Origin of the sequence: Enterobacter vonholyi (assembly GCF_040834095.1) — a bacterium.
Taxonomy (GTDB): domain Bacteria; phylum Pseudomonadota; class Gammaproteobacteria; order Enterobacterales; family Enterobacteriaceae; genus Enterobacter; species Enterobacter vonholyi.
On the sequence record NZ_CP162152.1, the window covers coordinates 1,472,976 to 1,489,046 of the forward strand.

General features: G+C 53.7%; 12 protein-coding genes. 6 read left to right on the plus strand and 6 right to left on the minus strand.

Translation table 11 applies throughout. The annotated features are described in order from the left end of the window. Positions 1–11 precede the first annotated feature (11 nt). Complete coding sequence (gene macA, locus AB3N39_RS06955; protein WP_127730241.1) at positions 12–1,127, plus strand: macrolide transporter subunit MacA; 1,116 nt, start codon at positions 12–14, stop codon at positions 1,125–1,127. After that, positions 1,124–3,064 (plus strand): macrolide ABC transporter ATP-binding protein/permease MacB, encoded by a 1,941-nt coding sequence (gene macB, locus AB3N39_RS06960; RefSeq protein WP_133294085.1) that lies wholly within the window; start codon positions 1,124–1,126, stop codon positions 3,062–3,064. Before macA ends, macB begins: the two co-directional genes overlap by 4 nt. Positions 3,065–3,134: 70 nt before the next feature. On the opposite strand, the gene cspD is transcribed toward macB, so the two are convergent. Further along, positions 3,135–3,356, minus strand: coding sequence for a cold shock-like protein CspD (cspD, locus tag AB3N39_RS06965; protein ID WP_008499993.1), 222 nt, complete (start codon positions 3,354–3,356; stop codon positions 3,135–3,137). 267 nt (positions 3,357–3,623) lie between these two features. On the opposite strand from cspD, the gene clpS reads away from it, so the two are divergent. Both clpS and clpA read left to right on the plus strand, forming a co-directional pair. Further along, positions 3,624–3,944 carry an ATP-dependent Clp protease adapter ClpS gene (gene clpS / locus AB3N39_RS06970; protein ID WP_006174393.1) on the plus strand — a complete coding sequence of 107 codons (321 nt, stop codon included), beginning with the start codon at positions 3,624–3,626 and terminating at the stop codon, positions 3,942–3,944. A gap of 27 nt (positions 3,945–3,971) precedes the next feature. After that, positions 3,972–6,251: an ATP-dependent Clp protease ATP-binding subunit ClpA gene (clpA, locus tag AB3N39_RS06975; RefSeq protein ID WP_014831269.1), complete on the plus strand. Its 2,280-nt coding sequence runs from the start codon at positions 3,972–3,974 to the stop codon at positions 6,249–6,251. Positions 6,252–6,553: 302 nt separating this feature from the next. Here clpA and AB3N39_RS06980 read toward each other — a convergent pair whose 3' ends face one another. Continuing rightward, entirely contained in the window at positions 6,554–7,846 is a 1,293-nt protein-coding gene (locus tag AB3N39_RS06980) for a hypothetical protein (RefSeq protein ID WP_133294086.1), read from the minus strand. A 92-nt stretch (positions 7,847–7,938) separates the two neighbouring features. Here AB3N39_RS06980 and AB3N39_RS06985 point away from each other — a divergent pair, with 92 nt between their 5' ends. Together AB3N39_RS06985 and AB3N39_RS06990 are read left to right on the plus strand one after the other, a co-directional pair. Then, positions 7,939–9,492, plus strand: a complete 1,554-nt coding sequence (locus AB3N39_RS06985) for a bifunctional UDP-sugar hydrolase/5'-nucleotidase (RefSeq protein WP_127730245.1) — start codon at positions 7,939–7,941, stop codon at positions 9,490–9,492. 22 nt (positions 9,493–9,514) lie between these two features. Further along, entirely contained in the window at positions 9,515–11,041 is a 1,527-nt protein-coding gene (locus AB3N39_RS06990) for an aryl-sulfate sulfotransferase (RefSeq protein WP_367897169.1), read from the plus strand. A gap of 195 nt (positions 11,042–11,236) precedes the next feature. Here AB3N39_RS06990 and infA read toward each other — a convergent pair whose 3' ends face one another. The 4 genes from infA to cydD form a co-directional block, all read right to left on the minus strand. After that, positions 11,237–11,455 (minus strand): translation initiation factor IF-1, encoded by a 219-nt coding sequence (gene infA, locus AB3N39_RS06995; protein WP_002211347.1) that lies wholly within the window; start codon positions 11,453–11,455, stop codon positions 11,237–11,239. A gap of 284 nt (positions 11,456–11,739) precedes the next feature. After that, entirely contained in the window at positions 11,740–12,444 is a 705-nt protein-coding gene (gene aat / locus AB3N39_RS07000; protein WP_143344884.1) for a leucyl/phenylalanyl-tRNA--protein transferase, read from the minus strand. Positions 12,445–12,489: 45 nt separating this feature from the next. After that, a complete protein-coding gene (cydC, locus tag AB3N39_RS07005) occupies positions 12,490–14,211 on the minus strand; it encodes a cysteine/glutathione ABC transporter ATP-binding protein/permease CydC (RefSeq protein ID WP_367897170.1) in 1,722 nt (573 codons plus the stop codon). Next, positions 14,211–15,977 carry a cysteine/glutathione ABC transporter permease/ATP-binding protein CydD gene (gene cydD / locus AB3N39_RS07010; protein WP_367897171.1) on the minus strand — a complete coding sequence of 589 codons (1,767 nt, stop codon included), beginning with the start codon at positions 15,975–15,977 and terminating at the stop codon, positions 14,211–14,213. Before cydD ends, cydC begins: the two co-directional genes overlap by 1 nt. Between the last annotated feature and the right edge of the window lie 94 nt (positions 15,978–16,071).

Below are 16,071 nucleotides of genomic sequence, written 5' to 3' on the forward strand. Positions count from 1 at the left end.
TTGGAATATTTATGAATCTCAAGGGAAAACGCAGAACGCTGTTTCTGCTGCTGGCGGTCGTGGTTTTAGTCGGTGGGTACTGGCTATGGCAGGTGCTGAATGCGCCGGTGCCGCAGTATCAGACACTGATTGTTCGCCCGGGCGAACTGCAGCAAAACGTCCTTGCGACGGGCAAGCTTGACGCTTTGCGCAAGGTTGACGTCGGCGCGCAGGTTAGCGGCCAGCTGAAAACGCTGTCGGTTGAGATTGGCGATAAGGTGAAAAAAGGCCAGCTGCTCGGCGTTATCGACCCTGAGCAGGCTGAGAACCAGATCCGCGAGGTAGAAGCCACGCTGATGGAGCTGCGCGCGCAGCGTGCGCAGGCGCTGGCAGAACGTAACCTGGCGCAGGTGACGCTGACCCGACAGCAGGCGCTGGCCAAAACCCAGGCGATTTCGAAGCAGGATTTAGACACGGCCACCACGGAACTGGCGGTGAAACAGGCGCAGATAGGCACGATTGACGCGCAAATCAAGCGCAATCAGGCCTCGCTGGATACGGCAAAAACCAACCTCGACTACACCAAAATCGTCGCGCCCATGGCGGGTGAAGTGACCCAGATCACTACGCTGCAGGGCCAGACGGTGATTGCCGCGCAGCAGGCGCCAAACATTCTGACGCTGGCGGACATGAGCACTATGCTGGTCAAAGCCCAGGTTTCAGAGGCGGATGTTATCCATCTTAAGCCGGGACAGAACGCCTGGTTTACGGTGCTGGGTGATCCGCAGACGCGCTACGAAGGCGTGCTGAAAGACATTCTGCCGACGCCGGAAAAAGTTAACGACGCTATTTTTTACTATGCCCGCTTTGAGGTGCCAAACCCGCAGGGCGTGCTGCGTCTGGACATGACCGCACAGGTGCATATCCAGCTGACCGGCGTGAAGAACGTGCTGACCATTCCGCTCTCCGCGCTCGGCGAATCCGCCGGGGATAGCCGTTATAAAGTGAAAGTGCTGCGCAACGGCGAAACGCGCGAGCGTGAGGTTGTGATAGGCGCGCGCAACGACACCGACGTGGTGGTGGTGAAAGGACTGGAAGAGGGCGAGGAGGTTGTTGTCAGCGAAAGCCTGCCCGGAGCCGCCAAATGACGGCGCTGCTTGAGCTGAAGGACATTCGTCGCAGCTATCCGTCGGGCGACGGCCCGGTGGAGGTGCTGAAGGGCATCTCCCTGCGCGTGGAGGCGGGCGAGATGGTGGCGATTGTCGGGGCATCGGGTTCCGGTAAATCGACGCTGATGAACATTCTCGGCTGTCTGGATAAACCCACCAGCGGCACGTACCGCGTGGCCGGAACGGATGTCTCCACGCTGAACGGTGACGCGCTGGCGAAGCTGCGCCGGGAACATTTCGGCTTTATCTTCCAGCGTTACCATCTGCTTTCTCATCTTAATGCGGCGCAGAACGTTGAAGTTCCGGCGGTCTATGCGGGCGTCGAGCGGAAAAAACGGCTCGAACGCGCGCAGATGCTGCTGACGCGTCTGGGGCTGGCGGAGCGGGTTGAATACCAGCCCTCGCAGCTGTCCGGCGGGCAGCAGCAGCGCGTGAGTATTGCCCGTGCCCTGATGAACGGCGGGCAGGTGATCCTCGCGGATGAGCCGACCGGGGCGCTCGACAGCCATTCCGGCGAAGAGGTAATGGCGATCCTGCACCAGCTTCGCGATCGGGGGCACACCGTCATCATCGTGACCCACGATCCGCAGGTGGCGGCGCAGGCGGAGCGCATAATTGAGATCCGCGACGGCGAGCTGGTCAGCAACCCGCCGCCGCGTGAGTCCAGAGCCGCGGCATCTAAAGAAGCGCTGCCGGCATCAACCGGCTGGGGGCAGTTCTCCAGCGGCTTTCGTGAAGCATTGACCATGGCCTGGCTGGCGATGGCGGCCAATAAAATGCGTACCCTGCTGACGATGCTCGGCATCATCATCGGTATTGCCTCGGTGGTGTCGATTGTGGTGGTGGGCGACGCGGCCAAGCAGCTGGTGCTGGCAGATATCCGCGCTATTGGCACCAATACCATTGACGTCTATCCCGGCAAAGACTTCGGGGACGACGAGCCGCAGTATCAGCAGGCGCTGAAATACGACGACCTGGCGGCCATTCAGAAGCAGCCATGGGTCAACTCCGCCACGCCTGCGGTGTCGCAGAACCTGCGCCTGCGCGTGGGCAATGTTGACGTGGCAGCCAACGCGAACGGCGTGAGCGGAGACTACTTCAACGTCTACGGTATGACCTTCAGCGAAGGCGCCACCTTCAACGCCGAGCAGCTCGCGGGCAGGGCGCAGGTGGTGGTGCTGGACGCGAATTCGCGCAGACAGCTCTTCCCCAATAAAGCCAACGTGGTGGGCGAAGTGATCCTGGTCGGCAACATGCCTGCCACGGTTATCGGCGTGGCGGAAGAGAAGCAGTCGATGTTTGGCAGCAGCAAGATCCTGCGCGTCTGGCTGCCCTATACCACCATCTCCGGGCGGATTATGGGGCAGTCCTGGCTCAACTCCATCACCGTGCGCGTGAAGGAGGGCTACGACAGCGCGCTGGCCGAACAGCAGCTTGAGCGGCTGTTAACCCTGCGCCACGGGAAGAAAGATTTCTTCACCTGGAATATGGACGGCCTCTTGAAAACGGCGGAAAAGACCACACGTACTCTTCAGCTGTTCCTCACGCTGGTGGCGGTGATTTCGCTGGTCGTCGGCGGTATCGGGGTGATGAACATCATGCTGGTGTCGGTAACCGAACGTACCCGGGAGATTGGCATCCGCATGGCGGTCGGGGCCCGGGCCAGCGACGTGCTGCAGCAGTTTTTGATTGAAGCCGTGCTGGTGTGTCTGGTCGGCGGTGCGATGGGGATTGCGCTCTCGATGATGATCGCCTTCGCGCTTCAGCTCTTTTTACCCGGCTGGGAGATTGGCTTCTCGCCGGTGGCCATTATTACCGCATTCTTGTGTTCAACCTTTACCGGCATTTTGTTTGGCTGGTTGCCCGCCCGCAACGCGGCGCGGCTGGATCCGGTGGACGCGCTGGCTCGGGAATAACCCGAAAATAAAAATGCCAGCCGATCGGGCTGGCATTTTGACTGCGGGATGTACACAATAAAACAGAGAGCTATGCAACCGTCTCAGCTTCAATGGGGACGATAAGGCTGGCATGATTGCCTTTTGGTCCCTGGTGAACATCGAACCGGACGGACTGCCCGGCTTTGAGCGTTCTGTAACCATCCATCTGAATGGTGGAATAGTGAGCGAAGATATCCTCGCCGCCGCCTTCGGGGCAGATGAAGCCAAACCCTTTGGCGTTGTTGAACCACTTAACAGTACCCATTTCCATGCTTCGACATCCTTCGTAAATCTTATAAGTTAAGATGGAATGAACCGGTGGTGGAGTGGGGGCTGTTCAAAACCTCGCCATCTCACGCTTGTACAATTTAGAGAAACGAAAGAAGTCGTCAAGCGTTTGGCGCTGGAGATGGGACAATAATCAACCAAAGTTTGAAGCAGTTAACGCTATTGCAACAGTTTGTGACAGACATCGCGGATGACAGTAATAGATGATTGTTATCTAACATCTGAGGTAGATTCAAAGTGGTTATGCATAATGGGTAAGACCAACGATTGGCTGGATTTTGACCAGCTGGCGGAAGACAAAGTGCGCGACGCGCTAAAACCGCCATCTATGTATAAAGTTATGTTAATGAACGATGATTACACGCCGATGGAATTTGTTATTGACGTGCTACAAAAGTTCTTTTCTTATGATGTAGAACGTGCAACGCAACTGATGCTTACCGTTCATTATCGTGGCAAAGCTATCTGCGGCATCTTCACAGCCGAAGTGGCGGAAACCAAAGTGGCGATGGTGAACGACTATGCGAGGGAGAACGAGCATCCGTTGCTGTGTACGCTGGAAAAGGCCTGATAAGGCATAAAATTGGGGGAGGTGCCTATGCTCAATCAAGAACTGGAACTCAGTTTAAACATGGCTTTCGCCAGAGCGCGTGAGCACCGACATGAGTTTATGACCGTCGAGCATTTACTGCTCGCACTGCTTAGCAACCCATCTGCCCGCGAAGCGCTGGAAGCCTGCTCCGTGGATCTGGTGGCGCTACGTCAGGAACTCGAAGCCTTCATCGAACAAACCACACCGGTGCTGCCAGCCAGTGAAGAAGAGCGCGACACGCAGCCGACGCTCAGCTTCCAGCGCGTGCTGCAGCGCGCGGTATTCCACGTCCAGTCTTCCGGGCGTAGCGAAGTGACTGGCGCAAACGTCTTAGTCGCCATCTTCAGCGAGCAGGAGTCACAGGCTGCCTATCTGCTGCGCAAACACGAAGTCAGCCGCCTCGACGTGGTTAACTTTATTTCTCACGGAACGCGCAAAGACGAGCCTAACCAGGCATCGGATTCCAGCAATCAGGTCAATAACAATGAAGAGCAAGCAGGCGGGGAGGATCGTATGGAAAACTTCACCACCAACCTTAACCAGCTTGCTCGCGTTGGCGGTATCGACCCGCTGATTGGTCGCGATAAAGAGCTGGAGCGCGCGATCCAGGTGCTGTGCCGTCGCCGCAAGAACAACCCGCTGCTGGTGGGGGAGTCAGGCGTGGGTAAAACCGCGATTGCCGAAGGGCTTGCCTGGCGCATTGTCCAGGGCGACGTGCCGGAAGTGATTGCCGACTGCACCATCTACTCGCTGGATATCGGCTCGCTGCTGGCGGGCACTAAATACCGCGGTGATTTTGAAAAACGCTTCAAGGCGCTATTGAAACAGCTGGAGCAGGACACCAACAGCATACTGTTTATCGATGAAATTCACACCATCATCGGGGCAGGTGCGGCCTCCGGTGGCCAGGTGGATGCCGCTAACCTGATCAAACCGCTGCTCTCCAGCGGCAAGATCCGCGTGATTGGCTCCACGACCTACCAGGAGTTCAGCAACATCTTTGAGAAAGACCGTGCGCTGGCGCGCCGCTTCCAGAAAATCGACGTGACCGAACCGTCCGTCGAGGAAACGGTGCAGATCATCAACGGCCTGAAGCCGAAGTACGAAGCGCACCACGACGTGCGTTATACCGCGAAAGCGGTGCGTGCGGCGGTGGAGTTGGCGGTGAAATACATCAACGACCGTCATCTGCCGGATAAGGCGATTGACGTGATTGATGAGGCCGGGGCGCGTGCGCGCCTGATGCCGGCCAGCAAGCGTAAGAAAACCGTTAACGTGGCGGATATTGAGTCCGTGGTGGCCCGCATCGCGCGTATCCCTGAGAAGAGCGTCTCTCAGAGCGATCGCGACACGCTGCGCACCCTCGGTAATCGCCTGAAAATGCTGGTCTTTGGTCAGGATAAAGCCATTGAGGCCTTAACCGAAGCGATCAAGATGGCCCGTGCCGGACTGGGGCATGAGCACAAGCCTGTCGGTTCCTTCCTGTTTGCCGGCCCGACCGGCGTGGGGAAAACCGAGGTAACGGTTCAGCTTTCCAAAGCGTTGGGCATTGAGCTGCTGCGCTTTGATATGTCCGAGTATATGGAGCGTCACACCGTCAGCCGTTTGATTGGTGCGCCTCCGGGCTACGTGGGCTTTGACCAGGGCGGCCTGCTCACCGACGCGGTGATCAAGCACCCGCACGCGGTACTGCTGCTCGATGAAATCGAGAAAGCGCACCCGGACGTGTTCAACATCCTGCTGCAGGTGATGGACAACGGGACGCTGACCGACAACAACGGGCGCAAAGCTGACTTCCGCAACGTGGTGCTGGTAATGACCACTAACGCCGGGGTGCGAGAAACCGAGCGTAAGTCCATCGGCCTGATCCACCAGGATAACAGCACCGATGCGATGGAGGAGATCAAGAAGATCTTCACGCCGGAGTTCCGTAACCGTCTGGACAACATTATCTGGTTCGATCACCTGTCTACCGAGGTGATCCATCAGGTCGTGGATAAGTTCATCGTCGAGCTGCAGGTACAGCTGGATCAGAAAGGCGTGTCGCTGGAAGTGAGCCAGGAGGCTCGAAACTGGCTGGCCGAGAAAGGCTACGACCGTGCGATGGGCGCCCGTCCAATGGCGCGTGTAATTCAGGACAACCTGAAGAAACCGCTGGCGAACGAGCTGTTGTTTGGCTCGCTGGTGGACGGCGGCCAGGTGACCGTGGCGCTGGATCAGGCGAAGAACGAACTGACGTACGATTTCCAGAGTGCGGCGAAGCACAAGCCGGAAGCGGCTCACTGAGTGAGTGGAAGGCTAATGTTAGAAACCGGGCATTTGCCCGGTTTTTTTATTCCTGCTTTTCTCCCTCTCCCAGTGGGAGAGGGTCGGGATGACGGCATCAGGCCGCAGAGGAATTTTGCGAGGCGCTTTCCACTTTTGTTCGACGTTGGTTTCTGGATAAATCCACAGTAATAAAATGGCGGCGAACCTGCAAATCAGGTGTCAGGACTGGCATCCTGTAAGTGTATGAATTGACAATCTTACGTGCACACCTAAACGTATGTTATTGCCTGGAACCGGTCTATAAGACGTAAAATACGGGCTCACAGAATCAATTTTTGGTTATAAATACAGCCAAGACCCACTAAATGCTGGCTCACAACCCGGGCTCCATAGTTATGACACTGTAATGACCATGGATGGGCTTTCAGCCAGGCACCAAATGCAGTGCAGGGTGCAAGCGTAATCAAAGCAGGTTCCGCTGTACTTTGCTGTCCGGTTAGTAGGCCAATCATCTTGCATCTCTTGCCATTATCCCAGCGCTCCCATACATTCTTCCACCATCCCATTTTCCAGCTGCCAGTCAGGTAAAATGACTTTTCAGAGAGCATGGCGTTTTCAGGCTTTTCAGACACAAACCACAGATTGGTTTTTCCGCGGCGAACCTCTGTTGACCAGGCCGTAATTGCACCGCCACGCAAGACGCACTCATGCGCGAGATAATGATCGGTTACACCCGGGAACCGTCGTTTTAATCGCTGAAAATGACTGTGTATGGTTATGACAGGACGGACTATGCTTCCCCGGTCGTTTCGCTTAAGTTCGGCGCTACCGTACTGAATTTCATCAAACTGACTCCGCGTCAGAAATTGCTTCTCTTGTTCACGAATAAGATCAACATCGCTCGACGGTAATATCGCAGAAGGGTTGGGCTGTGAGCTTTTATAGAGCAACGAATCGCCTGCCTTCCAGTCGCAATAGTTGGTTGTTATTTGAATTATTTTGCCGGAGTCAGCATCGGCACTGATCACAACATACAGTTTTTGCCTCGCAGAATGACCCTGAAACGGTAGAACCATTGTGGTCGTTGACACCCTTGTTAGCGCAGGGAATGAAACATGCAGATCGTGCTCGAACCCGTTAACCGCTTGCGCAAGGACCCTTTGATTTGTCGTTTCACCAGAGTGCACCCCTTGTTCGAGCCGGGAAAGAAGGGTGATATTTTTATCCTGGCATTGAGCATTGTCATAGTGTGGAGTAAACACATAGCGGCAGGTACAACATTGAAGGCGTGGGGTTCTGGCTTTTGTGTATCCATAGTGAATGATGCGAGTTGTAAAACAGCGAGGACAACCTTGTCCTGTATTTCCCAATTTTTGTTGCATGAAGTGTCTGAACCACTCGTCACATTCTTTTTTATTAAACAAGGGCGGAAGGCTGCCACATTTTTGACATTCAAGAGCAGCGTAGCCGAGACGATAAACAGGAACAACATAATCACTCGCATCGGGTATTCCAAGATTAGGGCATGACCAGCTTTTACAAACATTCAGGTCTATTTTTGGAGCGCATTCCATGCATATCACCAACTGATTTTGTGAGTCGATGATTTTCACGCCTCTCTTTTTGATATGCCGTGAGAAAGTTCACAAAATCTGTTTTTTGCTAATCGATAATGAAACTCTTCTTTTAATTAGAGAGTTGAAATATGAAAAAAACAGTAATCGCAGTTTTATTATTGTCGGGATATGCTTCGCTAAGTCCAGCGCAGGACGTTACCGTCATTTATACTAATGATCTACATGCCCATGTTGAGCCTTATAAACTCCCCTATGTTGCAGAGGGAAAAAGAGCTGTGGGTGGCTTTGCAAATATTGCAACATACGTTAAGCAAGAAAAGAAAAACAATAAGGCTACTTTTTATTTCGATGCTGGGGATTATTTTACCGGCCCGTATATCAGTAGCCTGACAAAAGGGAAGGCAATCATAGATATTATGAATACAATGTCATTTGATGCTGCGTCTGTCGGCAATCATGAGTTCGATCATGGTTGGGATAATACGCTTATACAGCTCAGTCAGGCTAAATTCCCGATACTGTTAGGGAACGTCTTTTATAAAAACAGTAATGTCCTCTTCTGGAATAATCCTTATACCATCATCGAAAAGGATGGCATTAAAATTGGGGTTATTGGGTTGCACGGCGTGTTTGCATTCGATGATACCGTTTCTTCGTCAATGCGTCAGGGGATTGAAGCGCGTGACGAGGTGAAATATCTCCAGCATTATCTGGATGAACTCCGTGGAAAAGTGGATATTACCGTTGCACTTATGCATGAAGGTTTCCCTGCACGCCAGTCCAGTATCGGCAATACAGACGTGAAGCGCGCCCTTGATAAGGATATTCAGACGGCGAAGCAGGTGAAGGGCCTGGATATTCTGATTACCGGACATGCGCATGTTGGAACAGTGGAGCCGCTCAAAGTAGGCAACACGTTGGTACTTTCGACTGACAGTGGGGGGATTGATATCGGTAAGCTGGTTCTCGATGTGGATCTAAAAACGCATCACCATAAAATAAAAAGCTTCGAACTTAAAACCCTGTATGCCGATGAATGGAAACCCGATCCGGCAACTCAGAGCGTTATTGATACCTGGAATAAAAAACTGTCCGAAACGGTTCGCCAAAAAGTTGGTGAGACGCCTGTTACGCTTACGCGCGCCTATGGTGAGTCATCTTCACTTGGAAATTTATTTACCGATGCAATGCTTGCTGCAGCGCCTGATGCGCAGCTGGCGCTCACTAATTCAGGTGGTCTTCGCGCAGACTTGAATGCCGGTCCGATAACCCTTGGCGATGTTATCAGCGCTTTTCCGTTTCCAAATGAGCTAACTGTCATGGATTTGAAAGGGAAATCCTTACGCAATCTTATGGAACACGGAGCGTCACTTACAAATGGTGTTTTGCAGATGTCGAAAGGACTGGAAATGCGATACGACCAACATAAACCTGTTGGGCACCGCGTTGTGCTATTTACGCTTAATGGCAAGCCTATTGTAGATACTGATACCTATCGCGTAGCGACAAATAGTTTCCTTGCCCCTGGGGGCGATGGTTTTACCGCATTTATCGATGGTCAGAACAAACAGGTAAAAGGTGGGTATAACCTTTCTGATGCGGTTATTGATTATCTGGTAAAAGGAAATAAGATCATTCCCCAACAGGTGAAAGAAATGCGTGTAAAAGAAGTTGAACAGTAATACTTAATAACAGGTGAACAACATGGCAATTACCTATCTTGGAATGGATCTCGCGCCTGCAAATAACCAGCTTGCAGTATATCTGAAGTTTAGAATTGATGAAGCGGTAACATATTCCTATACAGTTCTGGGAAGATTAACTAGCGCATCAAGTTTAGATTTTACGTATTCATCAAATGACATTATCTCTCTATCTGAGGTAAAAATTCCGGTTATTGGACTGTACGCAAACTATCTTAATCAAGTGCAGGTTGTTTTTAAAAACCTTAGCGGAGTGGAAATTTTTAATCAAACCATTCAGGTAAGCACACAGGAACAAGTCTATCGCGATGCGACAATATTCCATATCGATATTGAGCAAACGGATCCCACTAAGTTTGCGGCCGTATGGGGAAACAGTTGGTTAATGACCACCAATTGTGATGGTTACGACCAAAATGGCGATCTTCGTTGCTATTATGCTCAGCCCTATCGTAATCAGATGTTAAAAACGCATAATGGTTATTTCTATATCGGCAGTGATGAAGATGAACACTGGTATGGCCGACGTTTTTTTAAAATTGATATTTTAGGCAATGAGATTCTGGAATTTGATTTACGTGACCGCGATGGCAACCGCTATGCTAATACCCACGATCTGATCTGGGATTCAGCCGGTAATCTCTTCATGATTGGTAATGATAACCCGGATCGTTCGACCAATACGATGAGGCAGGATGCATCAATTCTAAAATTTGATGAAAAGACAGGCATGATGCTGTGGGCAAAAAATTATACGCGTGCATTCGATAATACGCAGATCCTGAATAATAGCCCGACAAACGATGCTCACCTTAACTCGCTTTCCTGGATCCCCGAGGGTGAAGCAAACTCTGAAGCGATTGTTGTCCATACTCGCTCTGCAGGCCTGACGTTTGGTATTTCTCCTGCCGATGGTACGATATTATGGAGTATTAATACCGGTGGATTTAACCCTGGTTTCGCAGCGGGGCAGGGCGTTACGCAGATAGAAACTTCCGGTATTACGAATTTTGAAAATGGTGCTCATACCGTATTCGTCACTAAAAATAGCGCTTTTGCTGGGTTAAACAATGAGGCCGAAGGCAAATTCGTTCTTTCGCTATTTGATAATCGCTCCTGCGTTGATAATGAAGGAAACGCGGTTACTCGTGATATTACTCTTGATCCAACGGCTGATGTTTACAAAACCGATCCTGCAAGGGTCATGTTCTATGCTGTTGATCTGGTTGCCAAAACAGCAACTCAGACAGGTAGCATTATCCAGTTACCTTCCTCTCGCGTTCCTCAATTCACTGATTTTATGGGGGCTGCAATCGATTATGGTGACTACTATGGCATCTACACCAACCACGCTCGCTCTTTCTTTATCAGTGATGCGACAGGCCATATTATTGCCACAATCTACGATCTGATTTGTACTCTGGATGGCTATCCCGAGTTCCCAGGAGAGTGCTATCGGGCAAGGTTGTTTGCGAAAGACGAGCTTGATGCTTTGATAAATATAGGTTACCAGGTGGCAAACGGCTGAAAGCATAGCGAGACACAGCCATTTAAGGACATTGCGGCTGCTAATGTCGGTCACTTTCAGTGGCTGGCATTGCTGTCGAACAGACAGCCCTGAGGCTGAATCGAATGGTCAAATAATCGCCTGCAGCACAAAAAAGTAAGGCCGGGAAAATCCCGGCCTTATTTAATATTCATCTGCCATTACAGGCGAAAACAATTAGCGACTACGGAAGACAATGCGGCCTTTGCTCAGGTCGTACGGGGTCAGTTCAACAGTCACTTTGTCGCCCGTCAAAATGCGGATGTAGTTTTTGCGCATTTTACCGGAGATGTGCGCAGTTACCACGTGACCGTTTTCCAGCTCTACGCGAAACATGGTATTAGGCAACGTATCAAGTACGGTACCCTGCATTTCAATATTGTCTTCTTTGGCCATCTAATCCTCTGGGGTATCACTACCAAGTTTTGAACCGGCAAGATAATGCCGAAATTCATCAATTAAGTAAAGAATTGCGCGATTAAAACGCAGCAAAACAGTTTCGGCGCATTGCCCAAGCGTCACGGTACAACCGAACAGGAAGCGCATTCGTAAAGGGGAGACAACAGGATAAACGTCAGGACGTTATCTGAAGCGAGGGTCCCAAACGGCGGCGGGGCAACAGGCAGAAGCTACTCTGCGGCATAATTATAACACCCTCACAAAAAATATGCGGAAAACATTTAGGCATTGGGCATAAAGAGCGTTCTCGGTATCCAGAAGTCGCGGGGGAGCTTCTCCTGACGGCTGACATCCAGATGCTCAATGTACTGGCGTCGCGGGATCTCAACGGCACCGAGAGAGGCCGTGTGCTCGTTGAGCACCTGACAATCGATCAGGCGTCCGCCGCGCTGGGCAAATGCCTGGCAGAAGACAAGCAGCGCCGTTTTCGAGGCGTTAACCGCGCGGGAGAACATCGACTCACCGCAAAACAGCGTGCCCTGTGCCACGCCATACATGCCGCCGACGAGTGCTCCGCCGTCCCACACCTCGATTGAGTGGGCGTAGCCAAGCTCATGAAGCTGATGGTAGGCGGTAATAATATCGCGGGTTATCCATGTTCCCTCAAAGCGGTCTTCGGCACAGCCTTCAATGACCTGACCAAAGGCGTGATTAAGGGTGACGCGGTACGGTGATTTTGCATGGAAACGCTTCATGCTGCGGCTCAGGTGAAACTGATCTGGCCACAGCACGGCGCGCGGATCGGGAGACCACCATAAAATCGGATCGCCGGGAGAAAACCAGGGGAAGATACCGCGCTGGTATGCCATCAATAGTCGAGCAGGACTGAGGTCACCGCCAAGGGCCAACAGCCCATTGGGCTCACGCAGCGCCCCTTCCGGAGAAGGGAACGCGATGTTATGACGAGAAAGCTGGACCAGGCGCATGACAGCAAAACTCCAGTACGCGAGTGAGGACGCTACAAATATAGTCTACAGACGCTGTTTAAACTGGTAGTAGCGACCCTGTTTCGCCAACAGCTCTGCGTGACTACCTTGCTCAATAATGTGTCCGTTGTCCATCACAATTATCCGATCAAAACTCGCCAGTCCGCGCAGGCGATGCGTGACCATCAGGACGGTTTTACCGGTCATGACATTGGCCAGCAAATCAAGGATTTGGCTCTCGGTCGTGGCGTCAAGCCCTTCGGTGGGCTCGTCAAGCAGCATCAGCGGCGCATTGTGCAGCAGCGCGCGCGCAATTGCCAGACGGCGCAGTTCACCGCCGGAGAGCTGACGGCCGCCTTCGCCCAGCCAGCTGTTCAGCCCGTCGTCCTCAAGCAGTTTTTGCAGCCCGACCTGCTCCAGCACGGCGCGAAGCGTATCATCAGTGGCCTCTGGGGCTGCCAGCAGCAGGTTATCGCGCAGGGTGGCGCTAAACAGATGCACGCGCTGCGGAACGACGCTGACGGTTTTGCGCAGGGCTTGCTCGCTAAAATCGATCAGCGACGTGTTATTAAAACGAATCTGACCGCGCTGCGGATCCCAGGCGCGGGTCAGCAGCTGCAGCAGCGTCGATTTACCGCAGCCGGTACGGCCGAGGATCGCAATCCGCTGTCCGGCATTAACAGAAAGGGTGATACCCTCCAGCGCGTTCTGTGCCTGTTTGTCATAGCTGAAGGTGACATCGTCAAGCGTCAGCGCAACTTGCTCAGGTACCGCGGTCTGCCCGGCACTGAACGTAACTTCCGGTTCCTGCTCGGCGATCTGGGTGATGCGCAGGGCAGAGGCGATTACCTGACCCAGGTGCTGGAAGGCGCCCGTCACCGGGGCCAGCGCTTCAAATGCGGCCAGCGCACAGAAAACGAAAAGGGCAATAAGAGGACCCGGCTGTGTATTTCCCCCGATATCGCCGGAAGCCAGCCACAGCATGGCAATCACCGCCACACCGCCGATTAGCATCATTAGCGCCTGAGAAAAGGCCGTCAGTTCCGACTGGCGGCGCTGGGCTTCATGCCAGTTTAGCTCCGTACTTTCCATGCGGGCGCGGTAGCGCTTGCTGGCACCAAAAATGGTCAGCTCTGCCTGGCCCTGAAGCCAGGAGGTCAGCTGCTGACGATAGTCCCCACGCAGACGAGTCAGGTTTTCCCCGGTGGATTTCCCGGCGCGGTAAAACAGCGGCGGCAGAACGATAAGCGTTAACAGCATTATCCCGCCCAGCGTCAGCGCAACGGGAACATCCAGAACAGACAGCCCCAGCGTAACCACCACAATCACCACAAACGCGCCCACGATGGGGGAAATTACGCGCAGATAAAGGTGATCCAGCGTGTCGACATCCGCCACCACGCGGTTAAGCAACTCGCCCTGACGAAAACGCGCCAGCCCGGCAGGGGAGAGGGGCAGCAGTTTGCTGAAGGTGTAGATACGCAGGTGCTGCAGCACGCGGAAGGTGGCGTCGTGGCTCACCAGGCGTTCGAAATAGCGTCCGGCAGTACGGGTGATGGCGGTACCGCGAACCCCTGCCGCCGGAAGCATATAGTTGAAGCTGTATAATCCGGCGAACCCCGCGACGGCCGAGGCCGACAGAAACCAGCCAGAAAGCGTGAGCAGGCCAATGCTGGCGAGCAGCGTGACAATCGCCAGCACAATCCCCAGCGTCAGCATCCATTTATGGCGTTTATAGAGCGCAAGATAAGGCAGCAGAGCGCGCATCAGATATCCTCCTGACGGTTCGCCAGCAGGGCGGCAAATGGTCCCTGGGCGGCAACGAGAGAGGCGTAATCGCCTTGCTCAACAATACGACCGTTCTCCATGACCCAGATCTGGTCCCATTCGGCAATGCCTTCCAGCTGGTGGGTGACCATCAGCGTGGTTTGCTTCCGGGAGGCAGCGTTCAGGGCCTCCATTACGCGCTGCTCGCTGTGGGCATCCAGGCTTGCTGCGGGCTCGTCCAGCAGCATCAGCTGGCATGGGTTAAGCAGCGCTCGGGCAACGGCCACGCGCTGCGCCTGCCCGACCGACAGCCCGGCGGACTGATCGCCGACCACGGTATCCACCCCTTTCGGCAGCAGAGGCAGAAATTCGCTGACCCAGGCGCGGTCGAGAACCGATTGCAGCTCATCTTCACGCGCGTCCGGGCGGGCCAGAAGCACGTTTTCACGCAGCGTAGAAGCCGGGAGCTGCGGGTTTTGTCCTACCCAACTGAGCTGTTTACGCCAGGCGTCAGGCTCGAGGTTGCGCAGTTCGGTTTTGTTGATCCGCAGTGAACCCGTGTAGGCCATAAAACCGGATAGCGCGTTCAGTAGAGAGCTTTTCCCGGAACCGCTGGTGCCAACGAGCACCACGCGTTGTCCGGCAGGTAAGGTAAAGTTCAGCGGACCGGCGAGGACTTTGCCTTCGGGCGACAGAATGGAAAAGTCCTGCGCTTCAATCGTCACCGGATCTTTAGAATTCAGCGTTACGTCACCCCGCTCCGGGTGGGCCAGCGGCGTTTCCAGAAACATTTTCAGGCTATCGGCGGCGCCAACCGCCTGCGCTTTGGCGTGATAGAAGGTTCCCAGATCGCGAAGCGGCTGGAAAAATTCCGGCGCCAGGATCAGCGCCAGGAAACCGGCAGAAAGGGTCACCGCCGTGCCGTAATGGCCAAAATCCAGCGCGCCAAGGTAGGAGAAGCCGAAGTAGACCGCCACGAGGGCAATCGACAGAGAGGTAAAGAATTCCAGTACGCCGGAAGATAAGAAGGCGAGGCGTAAGACTTCCATGGTGCGCTGACGGAAGTCCTGTGACGCCTTGCGAATATTTTCGGTTTCCGCTTCACCGCGGCCAAAAATGCGCAATGTCTCCATGCCGCGAAGACGATCGAGGAAATGGCCACTCAGGCGACCCAATGCCAGGAAGTTACGGCGGTTGGCATCCGCTGCCCCCATCCCGACCAGCGCCATAAACAGTGGGATCAGCGGGGCGGTTCCCATCAGAATCAGCGCCGCCATCCAGTTCACCGGGAAGATAGCGATAACGATCAGCAGCGGAACGAAGACGGCAAGGGCCATCTGCGGCAGATAGCGCGCGTAATAGTCGTGCATATCGTCAATCTGCTCAAGGATCAGCGTCGCCCAGCTACCGGCCGGTTTACCCTGGATCCAGGCGGGCCCGGCTTCCTGAAGCCTGTCGAGCACCTGACGGCGGATCTCGTAACGGATGTGCTGTCCGGCGTGAAAACCGACGCGCTCACGCAGCCATACCACCCAGGCGCGCAGAACAAAAATCAGGATCAGGACAATAAAGGGCAGCAGGAGCGCTTCGCGCGGGATGTTCTCCATGATCATGTGATTTAGAATGCGGGCCAGCAGCCATGCCTGGGCAACAATCAACAGACCGCTAACGAACCCCAAAAGGCGGGAAATCGTAAGCCAGCGGCGGGAAATAACGCTTTGCTGTTTCAGCCAGCGTGTTAACTCTTGTTGACGGGTTTTTTCCATTGCGTACTTTGCAGGTGACGTTATTAGAAGTTGGGCAGCGCAATGTTACAACGGGGAGACAATAAAGGCGACTTATCGCCGCCTTTATTTACGT